General features: G+C 72.0%; 25 protein-coding genes and 3 pseudogenes. 19 read left to right on the top strand and 9 right to left on the bottom strand.

Annotation, left to right across the window (positions count from 1 at the left end; translation table 11 throughout):
• Nucleotides 1–29: 29 nt before the first annotated feature.
• The 3 genes and pseudogenes from ACLJQZ_RS26690 to ACLJQZ_RS26680 form a co-directional block, all read left to right on the top strand.
• Nucleotides 30–401: pseudogene (locus tag ACLJQZ_RS26690) on the top strand (alcohol dehydrogenase catalytic domain-containing protein); the annotation flags it as partial.
• 235 nt (nt 402–636) lie between these two features.
• A complete protein-coding gene (locus ACLJQZ_RS26685) occupies nt 637–1,068 on the top strand; it encodes a zinc-binding dehydrogenase (RefSeq protein ID WP_410622767.1) in 432 nt (143 codons plus the stop codon).
• Between the two features lie 309 nt (nt 1,069–1,377).
• On the top strand, nt 1,378–3,252 hold the full coding sequence (locus ACLJQZ_RS26680; RefSeq protein WP_410622603.1) for a Calx-beta domain-containing protein: 1,875 nt from the start codon (nt 1,378–1,380) through the stop codon (nt 3,250–3,252).
• 50 nt (nt 3,253–3,302) lie between these two features.
• On the opposite strand, the gene ACLJQZ_RS26675 is transcribed toward ACLJQZ_RS26680, so the two are convergent.
• Nucleotides 3,303–3,842, bottom strand: coding sequence for an ester cyclase (locus tag ACLJQZ_RS26675; RefSeq protein WP_410622602.1), 540 nt, complete (start codon nt 3,840–3,842; stop codon nt 3,303–3,305).
• A gap of 92 nt (nt 3,843–3,934) precedes the next feature.
• Here ACLJQZ_RS26675 and ACLJQZ_RS26670 point away from each other — a divergent pair, with 92 nt between their 5' ends.
• The 6 genes from ACLJQZ_RS26670 (at nt 3,935) to ACLJQZ_RS26645 (ending at nt 9,063) form a co-directional block, all read left to right on the top strand.
• Nucleotides 3,935–4,609, top strand: a complete 675-nt coding sequence (locus ACLJQZ_RS26670; protein WP_410622601.1) for a TetR/AcrR family transcriptional regulator C-terminal domain-containing protein — start codon at nt 3,935–3,937, stop codon at nt 4,607–4,609.
• A 171-nt stretch (nt 4,610–4,780) separates the two neighbouring features.
• On the top strand, nt 4,781–5,314 hold the full coding sequence (locus tag ACLJQZ_RS26665) for an EF-hand domain-containing protein (RefSeq protein WP_247052713.1): 534 nt from the start codon (nt 4,781–4,783) through the stop codon (nt 5,312–5,314).
• Complete coding sequence (locus ACLJQZ_RS26660; RefSeq protein ID WP_410622600.1) at nt 5,315–6,391, top strand: isocitrate/isopropylmalate family dehydrogenase; 1,077 nt, start codon at nt 5,315–5,317, stop codon at nt 6,389–6,391.
• The gene (locus ACLJQZ_RS26655; RefSeq protein WP_410622599.1) at nt 6,388–7,032 is read left to right on the top strand and encodes a cysteine hydrolase; all 645 of its coding nucleotides are present in this window, start codon (nt 6,388–6,390) and stop codon (nt 7,030–7,032) included. The genes ACLJQZ_RS26660 and ACLJQZ_RS26655 overlap by 4 nt, the downstream gene beginning before the upstream one ends.
• Complete coding sequence (locus ACLJQZ_RS26650; RefSeq protein ID WP_410622598.1) at nt 6,984–7,859, top strand: SAM-dependent methyltransferase; 876 nt, start codon at nt 6,984–6,986, stop codon at nt 7,857–7,859. The genes ACLJQZ_RS26655 and ACLJQZ_RS26650 overlap by 49 nt, the downstream gene beginning before the upstream one ends.
• Before the next feature lie 271 nt (nt 7,860–8,130).
• Nucleotides 8,131–9,063 (top strand): hypothetical protein, encoded by a 933-nt coding sequence (locus tag ACLJQZ_RS26645; protein ID WP_410622597.1) that lies wholly within the window; start codon nt 8,131–8,133, stop codon nt 9,061–9,063.
• Here the strand turns inward: ACLJQZ_RS26645 and ACLJQZ_RS26640 are convergent.
• Nucleotides 8,948–9,364, bottom strand: coding sequence for a DUF6892 domain-containing protein (locus ACLJQZ_RS26640; protein WP_410622596.1), 417 nt, complete (start codon nt 9,362–9,364; stop codon nt 8,948–8,950). The genes ACLJQZ_RS26645 and ACLJQZ_RS26640 overlap by 116 nt on opposite strands.
• Nucleotides 9,365–9,438: 74 nt before the next feature.
• Between ACLJQZ_RS26640 and ACLJQZ_RS26635 the strand changes: the two genes are divergently transcribed.
• From ACLJQZ_RS26635 to ACLJQZ_RS26625, 3 genes are all read left to right on the top strand, one after another.
• Nucleotides 9,439–10,998: a family 43 glycosylhydrolase gene (locus ACLJQZ_RS26635; protein WP_410622595.1), complete on the top strand. Its 1,560-nt coding sequence runs from the start codon at nt 9,439–9,441 to the stop codon at nt 10,996–10,998.
• 83 nt (nt 10,999–11,081) lie between these two features.
• On the top strand, nt 11,082–11,951 hold the full coding sequence (gene folP, locus ACLJQZ_RS26630) for a dihydropteroate synthase (protein WP_410622594.1): 870 nt from the start codon (nt 11,082–11,084) through the stop codon (nt 11,949–11,951).
• Nucleotides 11,948–12,691: a pyrimidine reductase family protein gene (locus ACLJQZ_RS26625; protein WP_410622766.1), complete on the top strand. Its 744-nt coding sequence runs from the start codon at nt 11,948–11,950 to the stop codon at nt 12,689–12,691. The genes folP and ACLJQZ_RS26625 overlap by 4 nt, the downstream gene beginning before the upstream one ends.
• Here the strand turns inward: ACLJQZ_RS26625 and ACLJQZ_RS26620 are convergent.
• Together ACLJQZ_RS26620 and ACLJQZ_RS26615 are read right to left on the bottom strand one after the other, a co-directional pair.
• Nucleotides 12,648–13,493, bottom strand: a complete 846-nt coding sequence (locus ACLJQZ_RS26620) for an alpha/beta fold hydrolase (RefSeq protein ID WP_410622593.1) — start codon at nt 13,491–13,493, stop codon at nt 12,648–12,650. The two genes, ACLJQZ_RS26625 and ACLJQZ_RS26620, sit on opposite strands and share 44 nt — an antisense overlap.
• Nucleotides 13,494–13,642: 149 nt before the next feature.
• A complete protein-coding gene (locus tag ACLJQZ_RS26615; RefSeq protein WP_247052696.1) occupies nt 13,643–13,921 on the bottom strand; it encodes a WhiB family transcriptional regulator in 279 nt (92 codons plus the stop codon).
• Nucleotides 13,922–14,140: 219 nt separating this feature from the next.
• On the opposite strand from ACLJQZ_RS26615, the gene ACLJQZ_RS26610 reads away from it, so the two are divergent.
• On the top strand, nt 14,141–14,368 hold the full coding sequence (locus tag ACLJQZ_RS26610) for a hypothetical protein (RefSeq protein ID WP_410622592.1): 228 nt from the start codon (nt 14,141–14,143) through the stop codon (nt 14,366–14,368).
• 19 nt (nt 14,369–14,387) lie between these two features.
• Nucleotides 14,388–14,630 (top strand): hypothetical protein, encoded by a 243-nt coding sequence (locus tag ACLJQZ_RS26605; RefSeq protein WP_410622591.1) that lies wholly within the window; start codon nt 14,388–14,390, stop codon nt 14,628–14,630.
• 49 nt (nt 14,631–14,679) lie between these two features.
• On the opposite strand, the gene ACLJQZ_RS26600 is transcribed toward ACLJQZ_RS26605, so the two are convergent.
• Nucleotides 14,680–14,841 carry a hypothetical protein gene (locus ACLJQZ_RS26600; RefSeq protein ID WP_410622590.1) on the bottom strand — a complete coding sequence of 54 codons (162 nt, stop codon included), beginning with the start codon at nt 14,839–14,841 and terminating at the stop codon, nt 14,680–14,682.
• Between the two features lie 109 nt (nt 14,842–14,950).
• Between ACLJQZ_RS26600 and ACLJQZ_RS26595 the strand changes: the two genes are divergently transcribed.
• On the top strand, nt 14,951–15,352 hold the full coding sequence (locus ACLJQZ_RS26595; RefSeq protein WP_410622589.1) for a hypothetical protein: 402 nt from the start codon (nt 14,951–14,953) through the stop codon (nt 15,350–15,352).
• Here ACLJQZ_RS26595 and ACLJQZ_RS26590 read toward each other — a convergent pair whose 3' ends face one another.
• Together ACLJQZ_RS26590 and ACLJQZ_RS26585 are read right to left on the bottom strand one after the other, a co-directional pair.
• Nucleotides 15,353–15,532, bottom strand: coding sequence for a hypothetical protein (locus tag ACLJQZ_RS26590; RefSeq protein WP_410622588.1), 180 nt, complete (start codon nt 15,530–15,532; stop codon nt 15,353–15,355).
• 26 nt (nt 15,533–15,558) lie between these two features.
• Nucleotides 15,559–15,771 carry a hypothetical protein gene (locus ACLJQZ_RS26585; RefSeq protein WP_328615789.1) on the bottom strand — a complete coding sequence of 71 codons (213 nt, stop codon included), beginning with the start codon at nt 15,769–15,771 and terminating at the stop codon, nt 15,559–15,561.
• 134 nt (nt 15,772–15,905) lie between these two features.
• On the opposite strand from ACLJQZ_RS26585, the gene ACLJQZ_RS26580 reads away from it, so the two are divergent.
• Nucleotides 15,906–17,117, top strand: coding sequence for an MFS transporter (locus ACLJQZ_RS26580; RefSeq protein ID WP_410622587.1), 1,212 nt, complete (start codon nt 15,906–15,908; stop codon nt 17,115–17,117).
• On the opposite strand, the pseudogene ACLJQZ_RS26575 reads toward ACLJQZ_RS26580, so the two are convergent.
• Both ACLJQZ_RS26575 and ACLJQZ_RS26570 read right to left on the bottom strand, forming a co-directional pair.
• Nucleotides 17,066–17,398: pseudogene (locus ACLJQZ_RS26575) on the bottom strand (OsmC family protein); the annotation flags it as partial. The gene ACLJQZ_RS26580 and the pseudogene ACLJQZ_RS26575 sit on opposite strands and share 52 nt — an antisense overlap.
• Nucleotides 17,377–17,712, bottom strand: a complete 336-nt coding sequence (locus tag ACLJQZ_RS26570) for a hypothetical protein (protein ID WP_410622586.1) — start codon at nt 17,710–17,712, stop codon at nt 17,377–17,379. The pseudogene ACLJQZ_RS26575 and the gene ACLJQZ_RS26570, both read right to left, overlap by 22 nt.
• On the opposite strand from ACLJQZ_RS26570, the pseudogene ACLJQZ_RS26565 reads away from it, so the two are divergent.
• The 3 genes and pseudogenes from ACLJQZ_RS26565 to dmpG form a co-directional block, all read left to right on the top strand.
• Nucleotides 17,681–17,803 (top strand): annotated as a pseudogene (locus ACLJQZ_RS26565) (LysR family transcriptional regulator); the annotation flags it as partial. The gene ACLJQZ_RS26570 and the pseudogene ACLJQZ_RS26565 sit on opposite strands and share 32 nt — an antisense overlap.
• Before the next feature lie 64 nt (nt 17,804–17,867).
• Nucleotides 17,868–18,767: an acetaldehyde dehydrogenase (acetylating) gene (locus ACLJQZ_RS26560; RefSeq protein WP_410622585.1), complete on the top strand. Its 900-nt coding sequence runs from the start codon at nt 17,868–17,870 to the stop codon at nt 18,765–18,767.
• Nucleotides 18,764–19,789, top strand: a complete 1,026-nt coding sequence (gene dmpG / locus ACLJQZ_RS26555) for a 4-hydroxy-2-oxovalerate aldolase (RefSeq protein ID WP_410622584.1) — start codon at nt 18,764–18,766, stop codon at nt 19,787–19,789. The genes ACLJQZ_RS26560 and dmpG overlap by 4 nt, the downstream gene beginning before the upstream one ends.
• Nucleotides 19,790–19,867 lie beyond the last annotated feature (78 nt).

Genomic DNA, 19,867 nt, shown 5'->3' with positions numbered 1-19,867 from the left:
GAACAGTCTGTTTGTTTGAGGAGTGAGCCATGAGGACGACCGTGGGCTGGCAGGCCGACCACGCCGGGGACGCGCTGCGGCAGGTGCCGCTCGAACGCCGTGACCTGCGGGCGGACGACGTCGCCGTGCGCGTGGACTACTGCGGGGTCTGCCACAGCGACCTCCACGCGCTGGGCCGGCCCGGCCGGGACGCGCCGCTGGTGCCCGGCCACGAGTTCACCGGCGTGGTGACCGAGGTGGGGAGCGGTGTCACGCGGTTCGCCGCCGGGGACGCCGTCGCCGTGGGCAACATCGTGGACTCGTGCGGGGAGTGCCCGATGTGCCGGCGGGGGCAGGAGAACTTCTGCTACGCGTTCCCGACCCTGACCTACGGCGGCACCGACCGCCACGACGGCACCCCCACGCTGGGCGGCTACTCCCGCGAGTACGTCGTCCGCGAGGGCTTCACCTACCCGCTGCCCGCGGGACTCGACCCCGCGGCCGCGGCGCCGTTGCTGTGCGCGGGGATCACCGTCTGGGAGCCGCTGCGGGCGCTGGACGTCGGCCCGGGCACGCGCGTCGCCGTGGCCGGGCTCGGCGGCCTCGGCCACCTCGCGGTCAAGCTCGCCGTCGCGCTCGGCGCCGAGCGCGACGGTCATCAGCCGGACCGCCGGCAAGGCCGAGGACGCCCGCCGCCTCGGCGCCCACGACCTGGTCGTGTCCACCGACGAGCGGCAGCTGGCCGCGGCGCGGGACCGGTTCGACGTCGTCGTCGACACCATCGCGGTGCCCCACGACCTCGGCCCGTACCTGAAGCTGGTCGCGCTGGACGGCACCCTCAGCGTCGTCGGGCACCTGGGCCCGGTCACCGTGCAGATGATGGATCTGCTCGTCGGCCGCAAGAAGCTGGGCTCCGCGGGCAGCGGCGGCCGCCCGACGACGGCGGAGATGCTGGAGTTCTGCGCCGAACACGACGTCGCCGCCGACGTCGAGGTGCTCCCGTCGAAGCAGGTGAACGAAGCCCTCGAGCGGCTCGGCCGCAACGACGTCCGGTACCGCTTCGTGCTCGACCTGGCCGACCTTTCGTAGCCCGGCCACTGCGGCATTCGGGTCATTCTTTGCGTTTCCGGTGAGAAAGATCGAGGGTTTCCCGCTTCCCGTCGAGCACGCATTGTGCAAATACCCCGGGCCGGCGTCGCTCTGGAGTGTGACGGTTTCCGATCGGCTTTCGACGGCTCGGCCCGGTCAGTACCTGGTTGAGTAGCCCGATTTCCCGGTGATCGCCCATTGAGCGCCTTGACACAGGGCACTCCGGGTGAACTGCGGGCGAAGTGCTAACGAAGCAGGCCATTTTCCGTCTTCTTCAGGCCAGGCACCGGAAATCTCGAAAGGGAAGTCATGTCCCGAAGATCAGTGTTCGTCGCCTTGACGGCCGTCACGGCGTTGCTCGCACCGACGGCCGTCGCCGCCGCGGCGCCGCCCGGGGTCGATCCGGCCACCGTCGACCTCACGCTCAACGCGGGCCAGAGCACCACCGTGACCAAGCACGTCACGACGTCGGCCGTGCCGCCGAACCCCGACCTCGTGCTGCTCGCCGACACCACGGGCAGCATGGGCGCCGCGATCGGCAACGTGCGCGCGAACGCCAACACCATCACCGGTGACGTGCTCGCCGCGCAGCCGACCGCGCACTTCGGCGTCGCCGAGTACAAGGACTTCGGCGACCCCTTCGCCTTCCGCGTCAACACGGGCATCACCGGTGATACCGCGGCGGTCCAGGCCGGCACGAACCAATGGGTCGCCTCCGGTGGCGGCGACGGCCCGGAAGCCGACCTCAACGCCCTGTACGAGCTGGCCACCGGCGCGGTCACGTTCCGCCCGGACGGCACGCGCATCGTCGCCTGGTTCGGCGACGCGCCGTCGCACGACCCGAGCGGCGGGCACAACCTGGCCCAGACCATCGACGCGCTGAAGGCCGCGAACATCCGCGTCGTCGCGGTCAACGTCGGCGCGCTCGACCTCGACGGGCAGGCCAGTGCGATCACCGCCGCGACCGGCGGCGTGCTGCTCAACAACGTGCCCTCGAGCGCGGTGTCGCAGGCCATCCTCGACGGCATCAAGTCCATCGAGGTCACGGTGGCCCCGCACGTCACGACGTGCGACCCGCAGCTCACGGTCACCAACGCGCCCGCCAGCGTGAAGGTGCCCAGCGGTGACGTCGCCACCTTCACCGAGACGGTGGCCGCCGCGGCGAACGCCGCGCCGGGGACCTACCACTGCACCGTCGACTACCTGGTCGACGGCGTCTCGCGCGGCTACGTCGAGACGACGACCGTGCGGGTGCTCGGCTTGAGCATCAACGACGTCACGGTGGCCGAAGGATCCGGCGGTGCTCCGGTGCCGGCGACCTTCACCGTGTCGCTGCTGGGCGGAGCCGGCCCGAACCCGGTGACGGTCCACTACGCCACCGCCGACGGCACGGCGAGCGCGCCGGCGGACTACGCGGCGGCGAGCGGCGACGTCACCTTCGCGCCCGGTGAGACGGCCAAACCGGTGACCGTGCTGGTCAACCCGGACACGGTCGACGAGCCGGACGAGACGTTCACGGTGACGCTGTCGGCGCCGGTCGGCGCGGGCCTGGTCGACCCGACCGGGATCGGCACGATCACCGACGACGACCGGGACGGCGCGTTCTCCTGCACCGGCACGGCCGCCAACGTCATCGGCATCACGGCCGGCGTCGCCAACCCGGCGGACCTGCCCTGCGCCGACGACAGCCAGACCGTGCTGGGCGCGACGCTCAACGCCGGCCTGATCAAGGTGGAGACCAAGGCGCTGACCGCGTCGACGGACGTCACGCCGGACAACCAGTCGGCGGCCCCGGCCGCCGGTGACCACGCGCAGGCCACCGCCAAGATCGACAAGACGGTGATCAGCACGCTCGGGCTGACCATCGAGCTGGGCGTGATCCAGTCGCAGGCGTCGGCGACCTGCCAGCCGGCCACGGGCGGTCTCGCCCCGGCGCTGGCGGGCAGTTCGAACATCGCCTCGCTGAAGATCAACGGCCTCGCGGTCACGGTCGGCTCGGCCCCGCTGACCATCCCGCTGGTCATCGGATCGCTGAAGCTGAACGGCCAGACCGTGGTGAACGGCGTCGTGAAGCAGCAGGCGGTCGCGCTGGACACGGCGCTCGCCAAGATCGTGCTCGCGGAGTCCCAGGCCGACGTGCACGGAACCACCGCCCACCCCGCCGGCAACCCCTGCCGGCGCTGACCAGGTGAAGTGAGCGGGGGCGGACGGTGACCCCGTCCGCCCCCGCCTTTTCAGCCGAGCAGCCGGGGATCCGGTTCGCCGCCGGCCTCGCTCAACGCGCCGAACACCGCGCGCACCAACGTGGCCAGGTCCTTCGGGTTCTTCTTGTCCAGTCCGCCCAGCAGCTGCTTCAGCACGGTCAGCTGGTCGAAGTAGACGCGCTCGGTGACCAGGTTCTCCTGCGCGTCGAAGACGAAGTACGCCGTCATCCGGGTGCGGTGCGTGCTGCCCGTCGGCGGGATCTTGCCCAGCGGGCCGAGGTGGGTGCCCTTCAGCCAGAACTCGACGACCACGGCGTCGGCCGTGTGGCGCAGGGCGATGATCTCGTGGTCCTGGTCGGGGAAGGCGACGCGGGTGTCGTGGTAGTAGCCGCGGACCTCGCTGGTGCCGTCGTGGACCGTCATCGACGCGATCAGCTCGTAGTGCGGGTGCGGGAACGTCTCCAGCACGTCGTCCCAGGCCTGGCGCACCTCGTCGTGGAAGTGGTCGAGGACGAGCTTCTCGCGAGCGCGCAGCACGTCTTCCGGCGGCAGGGTGTAGGCGGTCGTCATCCGGGGTCCTCAGTCTTGATGGGATAAAACCTACGCCGTAGGTATGTGCCGACCGTAGACCTACGCTGTAGGTTTTGTCCAGGAGGTGCGTGATGGACACCGAGACGGACCCGCCGCGGCGCGGCCGGCCCCGGCGTGGGCAGGAACCCTTGTCGCGGAGGCGGATCGTCGACGCCGCGATGGCGCTCGCCGAAGCCGAGGGCGTCGAACGGCTGACCATGCGCGGTGTCGCCAAGCGGCTGGGCGTCGACGCGATGAGCCTCTACAACCACGTCGCGAGCCGGGACGCGCTGCTCGACGCGATCACCGAGGCGGTGCTGGCCGGCCTGCGTCTGCCGGCACCGAGCGGCGACCTCGCAGCCGACGTCCGGGCGGTCGCCCACGCCTTCCGCCGCTCCGCGCTCCGGCACCCGCGCTGCGTGCCGCTGGTGCTGACCCGCCAGCTCGACGCGCCCGCCGCGCTCGGGCCGACCGAGGCGGTGCTGGCCGTCCTCGACCGGGCCGGGTTCCCGCCGGACCGCGCTGTGCACGCGTTGCGGACGTCGCTCGCCTTCCTGGTCGGCTCGCTGCTGCGGGAGGTGTCCGCGGGGCCGGCGTTCAGCGGCGCCGACGTCGAAGGCGCCGGGCGGCGCGAAACCGAGCTGGCGGCGTCCGGCCTGCCGCACGTCGTGGCGGCCGCCCCGCACCTGGCGGTCTGCGACCACGACGCCGAGTTCGCGTTCGGCGTCGACGCTCTGGTCGCCGCGCTGGAGGCCGCCCGTCGCTGAGCATCACCGTGTGTGCCGGGGCGTGCCCCGGCCGGGGTGAACCGGTGGTGCGCCCCGGTGAAAACGCGGCGAAACGGTGATTCCACACCTTGGGGTGAAACGGATTCACGGCCCGCCCCGCCGGGCGCAAACTGCTCGGGGAACAATCCCGACGCGAAAGGTCAAAAATCGATGGGTGCCACCGCGGTCGACCGGATCAAGCTCGTTTTCACCCTCTTCGACGTCGACCGGAACGGCTATCTCGAAGAACGGGACTTCTCGACGATGGCGGACCGCGTGCTGCGGGCGGCCCAGGGCTCCGGCGCCGCCGCGAAGCAGGCGATGGAGGCGGCCTTCCACCGGTACTGGACCACCCTGGAACGGGAGCTCGACGCGAACCACGACGGCAAGGTGAGCTACGACGAGTACGCGGCCTGCGTGCTGTCGCCGGAACGGTTCGACGCCACGGTGACCGAGTTCGCGGAATCCCTTGCGGCACTGGGGGATCCGGACGGTGACGGGATGATCGAACGCCCGCTGTTCGTCGCCCTGATGACGGCGATCGGGTTCGACCGCGACAACATCGACGCCCTCTTCGAGGCCTTCGGGCCGTCGGCGGGCGACCGCGTCCGGGTGCCGGTCTGGACCGCGGCGATCAAGGACTACTACAGCCCGGACAAGGTCGGCATCGCCGGCGACCACCTGGTCGCGAACGTGGCCGGCTGAATGGGCGCGCACCGCGCGCGGCCGGTCGTCGGGCTGGCGGTCGGCCGGGGCACCGGTCCGGAACTGGCGGACGTCTTCGAAAACGTGCTGACCCGAATCGGCCTCCGGCACTCGACCGAAATCGAAATCGTGCGCTCGCCCCGGTTGTACCATTCCTATTTCTCACTGAAGGGTGAAGGGGAAACCGAGCGGATCCGCCGGCTGACCCAGGAGGACGCCGAGCACTACGAGCGGTTCTGCCGGGAGCAGGCGCGGGCCGACGTCCCGGCGATCTTCCGCACGGCGATCAACGCGCAGTCGCTCTACCTGGTCCGGGAGCGGCTGCAGGCGGTCAAGGTCGACCCGATCACGCCGGGCCTGCTGCTGGTCCGGGACCAGGCCCAGGGCTTCTACACCGGCGAAAACCGGCACACGCCGGGCGTGCTGACCCGCACGACGGTGTTCAGCAAGGAGATCACCGAGAAGGTGATCGTGTTCGCGCTGCGCCGGGCCTGGGCGCAGTGGCCCGGCGACGGACCCGCCCGGATCGTCCTGGCGTACAAGTTCCACCTGCTCGACGGCGCGCTCGGCGAGTGGGTCGCCGAGATCGCCGGCCGGCTCGGGGTGACCGTCGAGCTCTGCCAGCCGGACACGGTGAACCGCAACCTGATCGAGCACGGCCTCACCCCGCGCACGCTGGTCGTCGCGGGCAACGAGTGGGCCGACATCATGCACGTCGTCCTGCTCGACGCGTTCGGCGGTGAACGCCAGGAGCGCCGCTACACCGAGAACGTCCTCCTGCACCCGGACGTCGCCGGGCTCGTCGAGTACCAGACCGTGCACGGCTCGGCCGACGACCTCGCGGGGACCGGCCGGGTCAACCCGACGGCCACCATCCGGGCCGCCGCGGCCATCGCCGAGCGGCACGCGGGCTGCCCGGGCGCCATCGCGGTGACCGAGCGGGCGCTGGACGCCGCCCGCGACCGGGGCGTCGGCACCCCGGACGTCGGCGGCCGGCAGTCGACCACCGAGGTCGTGGCCGAAGTCCTCGCCGCGCTGGATCCCGCGGCCGGCCGGGTGCCGGTGGCGGGCGCGTGAAAACGGCCCTGGTCGTCGTGGACCTGCAGAACGACTTCTGCGCCGGGCCCGTCGTCGCGGCCCGGTACCGCGGCGCACCGGGGACGTTGCAGCGGGCCACGACGAACGCCGCGCGCGCCGTCGACCTCGCCCGGCGGGCCGGCACCGAGGTCGTCTTCGTGCGGTTCCTCGGCGACGTCGAGCACCAGCGGCCGAGCTGGCGGCGGCGCGACCGGGTGCTGGGCAAACAGCCGAAGTGCCGGACCGGTTCGTGGGGCGCGGAGTTCCACAAGGTCGCGCCCGCGGCCGGCGAGCGCGTCTTCACCAAGTACGCCTGCTTCGACGCGTTCCTGGCGCACGGCTTCGGGCAGTACCTGCGCCGGCGCCGGATCGGGCACCTCGTCCTCGCCGGGGTCTACGCCGACGTCTGCGTGGACTCGACGGCGAGAACGGCGTTCCAGAAGGGATTCCACCTGACGGTCCTGACCGACTGCACGACCGCCCTGCACCGGTCCGACGAGGAAACCCTGCGGTTCATGGAAACCGTCTACGGGGCGCGGACGACCACGCACGACCGGCCCGCGTCGTGGACCCGATTCGCGGAGGAGGACGAGTGGTCACCACCCGAGGTGTCGAAGGCGGCGTCGGCCGGACCGCGCTGATGGTCGCCGCGGCCAGGGCGATCGAGGCGACCCGGCCGGATTCCCTGGCGCACGACGGGTTCGCGCGGCACTTCGTCCGGGCGGCGCGGGCGTCGGGGGAGTGGCCGGTGCACTGGCACGACGTCCCCGGCGGGGCGGCGAACCCGTTGTGGGGCCGGCTCGGGCGCTACTTCGGCCTGCGCACCCGGGTCCTGGACGACTTCCTGCTCGGCGCGGTGTGCGCCGGCGCCGGGCAGGTCGTCCTGCTGGGCGCCGGGCTGGACTCGCGGGCCTTCCGGTTCGCCTGGCCGGCCGGCTACCCGGTGTTCGAGCTGGACCGGCCGGACGTGCTGGCGTTCAAGCAGGAAGTCCTGGACGACCTCGGCGCGACGGCGAGCGCGGCCCGCACGACGGTCGCGGTGGACCTGTGCGACGACTGGGTCCGGCCGTTGCGCGAGGCGGGGTTCGACCCGCGCGTCCCGACGGCGTGGCTGGCCGAGGGCCTGCTGCTCTACCTGCCCGCCGACGCCGAGCGCCGGCTCATCACGACGGTCGACCGGCTGGGTACGCCCGGCAGCTGCCTGGCGTACGAGGTCAAGCTCGGCGTGGAGTACCGCACCAGCGCGATCTACCGCAGCGCGAAGGAGCAGATCGGCGTCGACCTGACGGCGCTGTTCGACGCCGAACCCCGCCCGGACTCGGCGGCCGCGTTGCGGGCCCGCGGCTGGGAGACATCGGTCCGCACGCCGTTCGACCTCGCGGTGGAGCACGGCGCGGACCTGGTGCCGGAACGCCACGACGCCCTGGCGAGCAACCGCTGGGTCTTCGCGGGCAAACCGGCGCGGTGAGCCGGGGCGCTGGTTTGGTGAGTTGCCGCGGGTTCTCGTGGTGAACCGGTGGTGGGCCGGGTCCGTGCTGTGGTGAGGAAGTAGTGGTGCGCACCGGCGACGGCGAGGTCGTCCGGGTCGTGGCCGGTCGAAGTGCCCTCGGGTCTTCGCCGGTCGGCCGGAGTGGATCCGGCGGGCGTCCCCTGGCCTTCACCGGCAAACCCGCGCGGTGAGCCCGGCCCGGGCCCTGTCGTAGACTTCCCGCGGGTGGTGAGGGCTGGGAGGCTTTCGGTTGGTCGTGCGTGAACCGGCGTTGCCGGTCGATCCGAGGCTGCCGGGCGAACCGTCGTTCGCCGAGGTGACCGCCACGCGGATGTGGCTGGCGCGGCACGGGGTCGAGGTCGGGCTGCCGACCCGGCTGCTCGCGCTGCGCGTCGGCACCCGGGAATGGCTGCGGCGGCCGAGCGTGTTCGCCGTGCTGGTCGTCTGCCTCGTCTTCTGGCCGGGTTTCCGCGCGCCGCGGGAGCTGGAACTGCTCCGGCCGTTGCTGTTCGGCGCGGTGCTGGCCGCGTTGCTCGTGATGCGGTGGCGCCAGGTGCAGACGCGCGAAGAGCTCGCCGAGAGCCTGACCGGCACCGGCACCCCGCCGCCGTGGCGTGCGGCGGCGCGGCAGGTCGGCTGGTGGCACCTGGCCGCGACGGCGATCACGTTCGGCGGGGGAGCCGTCCTGTGCGCCCTGCAGTTCCTCGCCGAGCCGGCCGCGCCCCTGGACGCCGGGGCCCGCACGCTCGGGCTCGCCGCCGGGGCCGGGGCGACCGCGCTGGTCCTCGGCCGGGTGCTGCGCGCGCCGATCATCGCCGAGGACGCCGCGTCCCGCGCCGTCGACGGCGTGCTGCGCGCCCAGGACGCCCACCGGTTCGCCCCGTCCGCGCTGTTCTTCGTCGCGGTGTGGCCGGCCGGGATGGACCTGGACCACCTCGGCGCGCAAGGGTGGTTCGCCTTGTCCTACCTCGTGCTCGCGGCCGGCACGCAGCTGGTCGGCTGGCTGCGCTTCCGCCGCCGGTTCCGGCAGCTGCCCGCGGGGTACTACGGCGACGCGGACCGCTCGGTCAGTCCGCCGCGACACCGCGGGAGCGAAGGATCTCCCGCGACCGCGGGCCGAGGAACTCCGCGCCCACGACACGCCGCAGGTTCGGCAGCAGTGCGAGATCGTCGAGCGAGCTGACGTCGAACAGCTCGTCCTCGCCGTCCCAGATCGGCGCGCACTCCTGGTACACCCGCAGGCCGCCGTCCATGACCAGCTTCTCCACGGTGGCCAGGAGTTCGTCGCTGATCTCCAGCGCCTCGAAGTAGTCGCGCGCCTCCGGGACCACCTGGTGGGCGAGCCCGCGCCGGTAGGTGTGCTCCCAGGTGTCCGGCACGCCCAGGACGTCGGCGATGCGGAACGCGGGCGTCAGTGTCTTGTCCGTGTACATCAGCTGCTCGACGACGATCAGCTTGAGGTTGAAGTCGGTGAAGTCGGCCATGGGGGCAATCTATGGGTTAGCGTAAAAGCCCGAGAGACTTGAAACGTTTCATATTCGGCAAGGAGGCCGGCACGATGACAGGCACCCGCAGGCTCCGGTCCGCGATCACCCTCGTGCTGGCGGCGGTACTGGCGGTGACGCCGGCCGCGCCCGCCGAAGCGCGCGCGTTCACCACGACCGTCACCAACTTCGACGCGCAGGGAAACCAGGTCGTCCGGTTCGACACGCGGGGTGACGCGGTCGACGCGCACGACGGCGAGATCGCCCTCTTCGGTGGCACCTACTACCTCTACGGCACCAGCTACGACTGCGGTTTCGCCTGGCAGGCGACGAGTTCGCCGTTCTGCGGGTTCAAGGTGTACACCTCGCCCGACCTGGTCCACTGGACCGACCGGGGCCAGCTGTTCGACGCCACCGGCGTCTGGCAGACCCGCTGCAACGGCGCCACCTACGGCTGCTTCCGGCCGCACATCGGCTACGACGCGGCCACCCGCAGGTACGTGCTCTGGGTCAACGTCTACGACAACAGCGTCGGCTTCCGGGTCCTCACCAGCGCGAACCCGGCAGGGCCGTTCACCGAAGCCCCGGTGCCGACGCTCGCGGTGAACAACAATGCGCCGGCGGGTGGGGTCAACAACGGCGACCACGATGTCTTCGTCGACACCGACGGCACCGCGTACCTCGCCTACACCGACTGGCGGGCAGGTGGCGACATCGTCGTCGAGCGTCTCGCCACGAACTACCTGACCGGCACCGGCGCCTACGCGCGGCTCGGCCAGAGCCAGACCGAAGCGCCCGCCCTGTTCAAGCGCAACGGCGTCTACTACCTGACCTACTCCGACCCGAACTGCGGCTACTGCGCGGGCACCGGCACGTCGTACCGGACGGCGGCGAACCCGCTGGGGCCGTGGTCGGCGCCGGTGAAGATCAGCCAGGACTCGTGCGGCGGGCAGCCGGCGTTCGTCTCGGCGCTCCCGACGACGTCGGGCACCGCCTACGTCTACGCCAGTGACCTCTGGAACAACGGGCAGCGCAACGAAGCCCTCGCCAACTACTACTGGGCGCCGCTCGAGTTCACCGCCACGGGCGCGATCGCCCCGATGACCTGCCGGAACTCCTTCTCGCTGAACCTCGCCACCGGGTCGGCCGGGCACCAGGACCCGGCGCCCGGCGTGGACCAGGCCGACGGCGTCACCGGCTTCCGGACCTACTGCGACGTCGGCGCCGGCGTCGCCCGGTTCCAGACATTCGTCCCGAGCCGCAGCGGCACGCTGTCCGCCGTCTCGTACACGAGCTTCCAGGCCGGAAACCCCGGCGCGGGCCTCGAAATCGGCGTCTACGCCGCGACCGGGGAGTTCCAGCCGACCGGCGCCGCGCTGAGCACGACCGTCGTGCCGGCGACGTCGATCGGGTGGTCCCCGCGCGCGGTCACGGTGACGCCGGGCATCGCCGTGACGGCCGGGAAACGCTACGGGCTGCTGGTCCGCTCGGCGACCACCACCGGCTGCTACGGCCTGGAGTACAACGACTCCGGCCCCTACCCGGGTGGCGGCGAGGCCTACAGCAACGACCACGGCGCGACGTTCCGCGCGGAGCCGGGCCGGTCGCTGAAGTTCTTCACCAGCCTCGGCTGAGCGCGAGAGAGCACCGCGAGAGAACGATGATCGCCTATGCTCGGGGACGACCACGCTGCCGGTCCCGCACAGGAGAGAACCGCATGCCGATCCACGACCTCGTCTTCCGGGGCCGGCGCCTCACCAGCGACAACGCGCTGGTGATGGCGATCGTCAACCGGACCCCGGACTCGTTCTACGACAACGGGGTGACGTTCGAGGAGGAGCGGGCGCAGGCGGCGATCGGCCGGGTGCTCGACGACGGCGCCGCCGTGATCGACATCGGCGGCGTGCCGGCCAGCCCGGGCCCCGAGGTCACCGTCAAGGAGGAGATCGCCCGGGTCGTCCCGACCGTGGCGTGGGCCCGCGAGCACTTCCCGGACGTCGTGATCAGCGTCGACACCTACCGCGCCGAGGTCGCCGACGCCGTCTGCCGCGCCGGCGCGGACCTGATCAACGACAACTGGGCCGCCTACGACGCCGAGATCCTGGACGTCGCCGCGGAGCACGGCGCGGGCTACATCTGCGCCCACACCGACGGTCTCGACCCGCGCACCGACCCGGTGAAGCCGGTCTACGACGACGTCGTCGCGTCGGTGATCGCCGACACGACCGCACTCGCCGAGCGCGCGGTCGAACGCGGCGTCCCGCGCGAGGGCATCATGATCGACCCCTGCATCGACTTCTCGAAGAGCACCCACCAGTCGCTGGCCGTGCTGCGCAACGTCGACAAGCTCGTGGCCACCGGGTGGCCGGTGCTGATGGCGCTGTCCAACAAGGGCGTCGTCGGCGAGACGCTCGACGTCGGCATGGACGACCGGGTCACCGGGACGCTGGCCGCCACCGCGCTCGCGGCCGCGCACGGCGCCGCGATGTTCCGGGCGCACCAGGTCCGCGAGACGCGGCACGTGGTCGAGATGATCGCGAGCATCGTCGGCACCCGGCCGCCGAAGAACGCGGTGCGGTGGCTGTGAAACTCCAGCAGATCTGGCCGACCGACAGCGTCCGCGAAATCGGGCGGGACGACCTCGAAGCCCTCTACCGCTTCCCCGACGTCGCGAAGTGGCTGATCGTCAACTTCGTGTCGAGCACGGACGGCGCGATCACCGTCGCCGGCCGCTCGCGCCCGCTTTCGACCGAACCCGACCGGGTCGTGTTCAAGCTGGGCAGCGACCTCGCCGACGTCGTCCTGCTCGGCGCCGGGACCGCGGTGGTCGAGGAGTTCGACGGCGTCCACCCGGACGAGGAGACCGCGGACCGCCGCCGGCGTCACGGCCTCGAGCCCGTCCCGCCGATCGCCGTCGTCACCACCGGCCGCGGCCTGCCGCCCGACGCGCCCGTGATCACCCGCGCCGCCGTGCCGACCATCGTCATCACCAGCGAGCGGACGCCGGAGGGCCAGCGTGACGCCTGGGTCGCGGCGGGGGCCGACGTGATCGTCGCGGGGGAGGAGCACGTCGCGCTCGACCTCGCCGTCGCCGCCCTGACCGAGCGTGGTCTCCGCCGGATCGACTGCGAAGGCGGGCCCCGGCTGTTCGCGTCGCTGGCCGAGGCGGGCTTGGTCGACGAGTTCCGGCTGACGGTCGCGCCGTTCCTGGTGGCCGGAACGGCGGACCGCGCCGCCGTCGGCGGTGCCTTCGACCCGCTGAAGCTGGACCTCGGCACCGTGCTCACCGACGGGTCGAGCCTGCTGACGCGCTACCTGCTGCCGTAACGCCGTCCTCGCCGGTCCGCGTGCCCGCGACCTCGCGGACGGCCCCGGCGACCGCGCCGAAGTCCTTGCGCAGGATCGCGCCGTGGTTGCTCGCGACCTTCGCGCTCACCTCGATGTGCGGGTTGCGGGCGACCGCGGCGTCGAGGCCGGCCCGGATCCGCTCCTGCTCGTCACCGCGGCTGCCCAGCGACGTCCCCGACGCGACCACGAACCGCGTCGGGACGGTGATCGCGTCGAGCACCGGGCCCAGCTCGCGTTCGCGGGAGAGCACGCCGATCTCGATGTTGCTCTCGGCCTGCTGCTCGGCGCTCATCCGCGGGGCCAGGCCGGTGGGGCGCAGCAGCGGCAGGAACCAGCTCATCCGCTTGAACAGCTTGCGGATCCGCTGCTCCATGGCGTCGTCGAGCCAGTCGTACGGAAAGGCGCCGTCGACCAGGACCGCGCCGATCGTCCGCGCCGGGTTCCGGGCGGCCCAGTGCGCGCCGACCAGCGCGCCGTAGGACCAGCCGACCACCAGCGCCCGGTCCACGCCCCGGGCGGCGAGCACGGCGTCGACGTCCCGGACGGCGACCTCGAAGGAGTAGTCGCCCGAGCGCTCGGACTTGCCGCGCGCCCGCTCGTCGTAGGTGATGTGCCGGAAGCCGTCGCCGAGCTCGGCGACGACCCGGCGCCAGTAGCCCTGGGTGGCGAACTGGCCGTTGAGGTAGACCACCGGGATGCCGGGACCGCCGGTGTCGGTGACCGCCAGGGCCGTGTCGTCGATCTCCACCATGCCGGACCAGGTCGCGCTGTTCGTTGTCATGAGGCGACTATCTGCGGCTCGCCTGACACGGCCCTGACGCCGTCCTGACACGGCCGTCAGACCGCTGTCCCCCCGGTGACCGGTTGCACGACGCCCGTCACGAAGGACGCCCGGGCGCGGTGCTTGATCGTTGAGATCCAGCAGCTGAGTCAGATGCGGGTGGCGATCAGCTGACGCAGCTCGCCCTCGCCGAGCCCGCCCCAGATGCCGTGCGTCTCCCGCACCGCGACGGCGTGGTCGAGGCACTGCAGACGCACCGGGCAGCTCGCGCAGATCTGCTTGGCGAGGTCTTCGCGGCGCTTGCGCGCCATCCCGCGTTCGTTGTCGCTGTGGAAGAACACGCCGGCGTCCATCCCCCGGCACGCCCCGCGCATCTGCCAATCCCAGTTCTCGCTGACGACCACCGGAAGCCGGGACACTTCGGACACCGGGACCACATCCCCTCGATTTTCGGGCCGCGAACCGGCCATCAAGCGGCGGTTACCCGGTATCCGCGCTGATCACCCACGCCGCCGCGAAGATCACCCACGTGTGGTACGCCACGGCCTGCCTCGACGGTTAAGCGAAGGGTTATTCGCTCGTTGCCCTGCGTGTCCTCCGGGTGGACCATTCGATCACCTGATCGACGGCGGAAGCGGGTACGCGCCATGCGGATCGAGTCCGACGGGCACAGCCGCGGCAATCCGCGGCTGTACAAACTCGTCGAGAACGCGCCGAAGAAAGGGCCGGGCCCGACCGTCTGGGCGTGGCCCCAGCTGATCGGGTTCCTCAAGGTGGCCGGGCAGCCCGTCGCCGGCCCTTGGCCGCCGCACCAGCGGCTTCGGCCGAAGCCCGAGGAGGACACCCTGCCGGTCGCCGTCCCGGACGAGGACTGAGGACGGAGGACGGACACCTATGTACCCGACCCGGTTCTCCTACGAGGCACCGCGCGAGCTCGACGAGGCGCTCGGCCTGCTGCGCGACCACGGCGACGAGGCGAAGGTCCTCGCCGGCGGGCAGAGCCTGGTGCCGCTGATGAAGCTCCCGCCTGCACGACGCGGTCGGCTTCGCACCGCGTTGAGCCGTTTCGCCCCTTTCGCGCGGGACGCGCTGATAGCGTCCCGGCGATGCGAGTGTGGTGGTGCGGCCTGGTACTGACGGCGGGAGTGGTCCTCGCCGCCTGTGGCAGCGGCCGGTCGGGAAGCGGTCAGGTTGTGCCGCCGTCGACGACGCCGGTTCCGTCCACAACGGAATCGACGGAGACTCCGCCGGTCTCGACGACAACGCCCCCGGTGACCACGACGACGGCCCCGGACGACCGGACAACCCGAGCCCATACGACGACGGCGACCCCGAGGAAGACGACCACACACCGCCGCACGACCACCCGCCGCCGACCGGGTTAGCGCTCGTCGCGGTCGAGGCACGATTTCCGCGATCCGGTAACTTTCGGGCCGAACCGGGCGACACACGCCACTGTGAAGACAGGGTTCCCGGCAACGCTGCTCGTGGCCGCCGTACTGGCAGCCGGATGCGACGCGGCCCCGGCGACCACCCTCGTCCCCGCGGCGCCGCCCACGCCGACCGTCGTCGTGACGGTGGAGCAGACCCCGGCTACGACTACGATCACTCTGCCGCCAACCTCCGTGCCGGTCCCGACCTCGGCGCCGCCGAAGACGGCCGCCAAGGCTCCGGTCCGGAAGACGACACCGACCCGCAAGGCCCCGCAGTACGGCTACCAGTGCCGTGACGGCGACGAAGCGAAGTACGAGGTCTGCGCGGGCCACAAAGCCTGGGTGGACGGCCAGCTGGAGTTCACCCACTGCCTCGACGGCGGTGGCACCTGGGACATCGACACCCAGCGCTGCGTGCGCCCCTGATCAGTCGGTGTCCGCTGCCTCTTCGGCGTCCCCTTCGCCGCCGTCCTCGGTGGCTTCCACCTTGTCCGGCGTCGCGTCGGCGATGCCGGTGTGTTCCGCCTGCTCGGCGGCCTCCTTGGCTTCCTTGATGCTTTCCCGGACCTCGGCGAGCTGTGCTTCGCCTGCGGGCTGATCGGTCACGGCGACTCCTCGATCGACAAATAAACTCAACGGCCCCTGAGCTGCGGTTTCGCCAGCCCCAGCGCGGCGCAGACGATCAGGACCACCGCCAGCACCGCCACGATGATCTCCAGGGCCGGCATCCGCGCGGCGGACATCGACAGCGTGACGATGCTCGACACCAGCAACAGGACGCCGGCCGCCATGCTGAGCCAGCAGAGCGGCGTGGTCCGCGGGATGACGTGCCAGCGTGTGGCCATCGAACCTCCTCGGTCGGGTCTTCCCGCTGATCTGCCCCGAACCCCCGGTGATCAAACCGGCGGGAATCCGACGTCACCCGAGTTGTCGCGAAACCGCCAGCGCCCGCGGTCCCCGGGCCCGTCTACTGGCGATCATGACCGAACGCCACCCCCTTGCCGTCGCCGCCGTGACGCTCGGGATCTTCGCCATCGTCACCACCGAGATCCTCCCGATCGGGCTGCTGACGCCGATCGCGGCCGGCTTCGGCGTCTCGCCCGGGGTCGCCGGGTGGACGATGACCATGCCCGGGTTCGTCGCGGCCGTCGCGGCGCCCGTGGTCACCGTCGCGACCGCGCGGCTCGACCGGCGGCCGATGCTCGCCGCGCTGATGGTCCTGCTCGCCGTATCCGGCTTCCTCACCGCCGCCGCGCCCACGTTCTGGGTGCTGCTCGTCGCGCGGTTCCTCGTCGGCCTGGTCATCGGCGGGTTCTGGTCGATCGGCGCCGGCCTCGCGCCGCGGCTCGCACCCGCGAACACCGCCCGCGCGACGTCCGTGATCTTCGCCGCCGTCCCGCTCGGCTCGGTGCTCGGCGTGCCGCTCGGCACGCTCGTGGGTCAGCTCGCCGGCTGGCGGACGGCGTTCCTCCTGCTCGCCCTGCTGAGCCTGGCCGCCCTCGCCGCGCTGCTGGTGTTCGTGCCGCCGCTGCCACCCGGCACGGTCACCCGGGCCGCCGTCCTCGAGAACCTGCTCCGCCGGCCGGGTGTCCGAAGTGGACTCGCGGTGACGTTCCTCGTCGTCCTGGCGCACTTCGGCACCTACACCTACGTGACGGCTCTGCTCAGTCCCGGCCTGACCAGTGCGTACCTGCTGGTCTACGGCGCGGCCGGGATCGCCGGGACGTTCCTCGCCGGCACCCGCCGCCTCCCGGTCACCTTCACCGCGGCGGCGCTCCTCATCGTCGTGGCCGCCGCGGCGCTGCCGTTCGCCGGCCCGATCGGCGCGTTCCCGCTGCTCGCCGTCTGGGGACTCGGCTACGGCGCGGTGCCGGTGTGCTCGCAGACGTGGTTCGCTCGCGCGGCGCCGGACGCCCCGGAGGCGGCGACCGTCGTGTTCACGGCGTCCTTCCAAGCCACGCTGTCGGCGGGCGCCCTGGCCGGCGGGTTCGTCGTGGACGCGCTGTCGGTCCCGGCGGTCATGGGGTGCGGCGCCCTGGTCGCGGCGGTCGCGGCCGTGACGGTTCAGGGCACGCGGCGCACCGTCGCCCCCGCCCGCAGCGCGCGGGGGATCTCGGCGACGGCGTCGACCGCCGCCAGCAGCCGGTCCAGCTCCTCGGCCGACGCCGGGGAGTCCAGCTCGACCCGGTAGCTGATCCCGGTGGACGCCCAGGTCTCGGTGTCGAAGCCGCCGCCGGCCGTCACGCGGACGCCGGTCAGCTCGATGCCCAGGGGTTCCGCCTCGCGGTACAGGTCGTTGAGGACGCACCCCGCGGCGGCGAGGTTGAGCAGGTGACCGCCGGTGAAGTCGGTCTCGACGCTCACCCCCGCGGGTGTCCACCGGTGCGGGAACGTCACCCCGCTGACGCTGCGCAGCGAACCCGCCCCGGCCACGACCTCGAACGCCGGCGTCACCGGCTGTGCCCGATCCATTCGTCCTCCCAGGCGTGCTCGTACCGTTCGCGGTTGCAGCGCGGCCGGTACACCGCCGCCAGCTCGCGCACGATCTGCTCGCGGTGCGACCGCAGCCCGCCCGGCGGATCGTACGTGCAGATGTGCACTTTCCACCGCGAACCCGCCCGGGCGATCCAGCACGGCGCGCGCGGGTGCCGGAACGGCAGGCCCGCGGCGGCGAGGTCGTCGGCCTCCCCGGCGTAGATCACGGCGTAGCGGCCGGGGCGCGCCTCGGCGTCGGGGCGGCAGAGCCGCACCGGTGCGGCCAACTCGCTGCGGCACTTCCTGGGCACGCCGGGCGCGATGCACGTGATGCGGGCGCCGGGCAACGGGGTGCCGCCGTCCCGCTTCCGGCCGCCGGTCTACGTGACGATCTGGAGCTGACGGCGTTCCACTGGTCGGAACACCGGGCTGTCGCGCGGGCCGGGCCCGGTGCGACGGTCGGGGCATGGCTCCCGTGATGGCGGCGATCGTCGGCCCTGGCAACATCGGCACCGATTTGCTGGCGAAGCTGCGACGCAGTGAAGTGATCGAAGTCGGTTACGTCGTCGGCGTGGTCGAGTCCGACGGGCTCGAACGCGCTCGCGCGCAAGGGATCGCGGCGTCCGCCGAGGGCGTCGACTGGCTGCTGCGCCAGGACCCGTTGCCACAGCTGGTGTTCGAGGCGACGTCGGCGAAGGCCCACGCCGCGAATGCGCCGCGCTACGAGGCCGCCGGCATCCAGGTGATCGACCTGACCCCGGCGCACCTCGGCCCGATGGTGTGCCCGCCGGTGAACCTCGGCGCGCACCTCGACGCCCCGAACGTCTCGATGATCACCTGCGGCGGTCAGGCCACGATCCCCATGGTGCACGCGGTTTCCCGGGTGACGCCGGTGCCGTACGCGGAGATCGTCGCGTCGGTCGCCTCCCGCGGCGCTGGTCCCGGAACACGGGCGAACATCGACGAATTCACCCGCACGACGTCCGGCGCGGTGGCCGAGATCGGCGGCGCCGGGCGCGGCAAGGCCATCATCATCCTCAACCCGGTCGAGCCGCCGATGATCATGCGGGACACGGTGTTCTGCGCGATCGGGATCGACGCCGACCGCGACGCGATCACCGCGTCCATCCACGAGATGACCGACGAGGTCCGCAAGTACGTCCCGGGCTACTCGTTGCGCGCCGACCCGCAGTTCGACGACGCGCGCGAGGAGTGGGACGGCAACGCGCGCGTCGGGATCTTCCTGGAGGTCCGCGGCAACGGCGACTACCTGCCGGAGTACGCCGGCAACCTCGACATCATGACCGCCGCGGCCGCCCGGGTGGGCGAGCTGATGGCCCGCGCGAAGCAGGAGGTCTTGACATGAGCCGTCCCGAGTTGAAGCACGACGTCCGGATCGTCGACACCACGCTGCGCGACGGCAGTCACGCCATGGCGCACCGCTTCACCGAGCAGCAGGTGCGTGACACGGTGCGCGCGCTGGACCGCGCCGGCGTCGAGGTGATCGAGGTGACCCACGGCGACGGCCTCGGCGGATCGTCGTTCACGTACGGGTTTTCCGCCGTCGACGAGCTGAAACTGATCGCCGCGGCGCGGGAAGAGGCGAAGCAGGCGAAGATCGCGGTGCTGCTGGTGCCCGGCATCGGCACGGCCGAAGACCTGCAGCAGGCGTTCGACGCGGGCGCGGAGATGGTCCGCGTCGCGACGCACTGCACCGAGGCGGACGTCTCGCCGCAGCACTTCGGCCTGGCGCGCGAGCTGGGCATGGAGACGGCCGGGTTCCTGATGATGGCGCACCGCACGCCGCCCGAGGACCTGGCGAAGCAGGCCCGGATCATGGTGGACGCGGGCTGCCAGGCGGCCTACGTCACCGACTCGGCGGGCGCGCTGCTGATGCACGAAGCCCGCGCCCGCTTCGAGGCCCTGGTCGCCGAAGTCGGCGACGAGGCCTGGGTCGGCTACCACGGCCACCAGAACATCTCGCTCGGCGTCGCGAACTCCGTGCTGGCCTACGAAGCCGGGGTCCGCTACATCGACGGGTCGCTCTGCGCCCTCGGCGCCGGGGCGGGCAACTCGCCGACAGAGGTCCTCGCGGCGGTGTTCGACCGCCTGGAGGTCGACACCGGCCTGGACGTCGGCGGCCTGCTCGACGCGGCCGAGGAGGTCGTCCGGCCGTACCTGCAGCGCTGGCCGAAGATGGACCGCAACGCGATCGTCCAGGGCTGGGCCGGGGTGTACTCGAGCTTCCTGCTGCACGCCGAGCGCGCGGCGGAGCGGTACGGCGTGCCCGCGCAGGCGATCCTGCGCCGCTGCGGGGAACTCGCGCTGGTGGGCGGCCAGGAGGACATGATCATCGACGTCGCGGTGCAGCTGGCCGCGGAAGGATAGGCAACCGGATCCGGGGCGTTCTTCGCCGTGCTGGTGGCGGCGTACGTCGTCGTGTCGTTCGTGCACCGCGTCTTTCTG

The sequence above is a fragment of the Amycolatopsis sp. cmx-8-4 genome, from assembly GCF_046548675.1.
Lineage (GTDB): Bacteria > Actinomycetota > Actinomycetes > Mycobacteriales > Pseudonocardiaceae > Amycolatopsis.
This window is presented reverse-complemented; position numbering and strand designations above follow the sequence as displayed.

Excerpts from the sequence above, each read along its gene's own strand:
- ACLJQZ_RS26680 (WP_410622603.1), top strand. The coding sequence starts at position 1,378 with ATGTCCCGAAGATCAGTGTTCGTCGCCTTGACGGCCGTCACGGCGTTG.
- ACLJQZ_RS26675 (WP_410622602.1), bottom strand. The coding sequence starts at position 3,842 with ATGACGACCGCCTACACCCTGCCGCCGGAAGACGTGCTGCGCGCTCGC.
- ACLJQZ_RS26670 (WP_410622601.1), top strand. The coding sequence starts at position 3,935 with ATGGACACCGAGACGGACCCGCCGCGGCGCGGCCGGCCCCGGCGTGGG.
- ACLJQZ_RS26665 (WP_247052713.1), top strand. The coding sequence starts at position 4,781 with ATGGGTGCCACCGCGGTCGACCGGATCAAGCTCGTTTTCACCCTCTTC.
- ACLJQZ_RS26660 (WP_410622600.1), top strand. The coding sequence starts at position 5,315 with ATGGGCGCGCACCGCGCGCGGCCGGTCGTCGGGCTGGCGGTCGGCCGG.
- ACLJQZ_RS26640 (WP_410622596.1), bottom strand. The coding sequence starts at position 9,364 with ATGGCCGACTTCACCGACTTCAACCTCAAGCTGATCGTCGTCGAGCAG.
- ACLJQZ_RS26635 (WP_410622595.1), top strand. The coding sequence starts at position 9,439 with ATGACAGGCACCCGCAGGCTCCGGTCCGCGATCACCCTCGTGCTGGCG.
- folP (WP_410622594.1), top strand. The coding sequence starts at position 11,082 with ATGCCGATCCACGACCTCGTCTTCCGGGGCCGGCGCCTCACCAGCGAC.
- ACLJQZ_RS26620 (WP_410622593.1), bottom strand. The coding sequence starts at position 13,493 with ATGACAACGAACAGCGCGACCTGGTCCGGCATGGTGGAGATCGACGAC.
- ACLJQZ_RS26610 (WP_410622592.1), top strand. The coding sequence starts at position 14,141 with ATGCGGATCGAGTCCGACGGGCACAGCCGCGGCAATCCGCGGCTGTAC.
- ACLJQZ_RS26605 (WP_410622591.1), top strand. The coding sequence starts at position 14,388 with ATGTACCCGACCCGGTTCTCCTACGAGGCACCGCGCGAGCTCGACGAG.
- ACLJQZ_RS26585 (WP_328615789.1), bottom strand. The coding sequence starts at position 15,771 with ATGGCCACACGCTGGCACGTCATCCCGCGGACCACGCCGCTCTGCTGG.
- ACLJQZ_RS26580 (WP_410622587.1), top strand. The coding sequence starts at position 15,906 with ATGACCGAACGCCACCCCCTTGCCGTCGCCGCCGTGACGCTCGGGATC.
- ACLJQZ_RS26560 (WP_410622585.1), top strand. The coding sequence starts at position 17,868 with ATGGCTCCCGTGATGGCGGCGATCGTCGGCCCTGGCAACATCGGCACC.
- dmpG (WP_410622584.1), top strand. The coding sequence starts at position 18,764 with ATGAGCCGTCCCGAGTTGAAGCACGACGTCCGGATCGTCGACACCACG.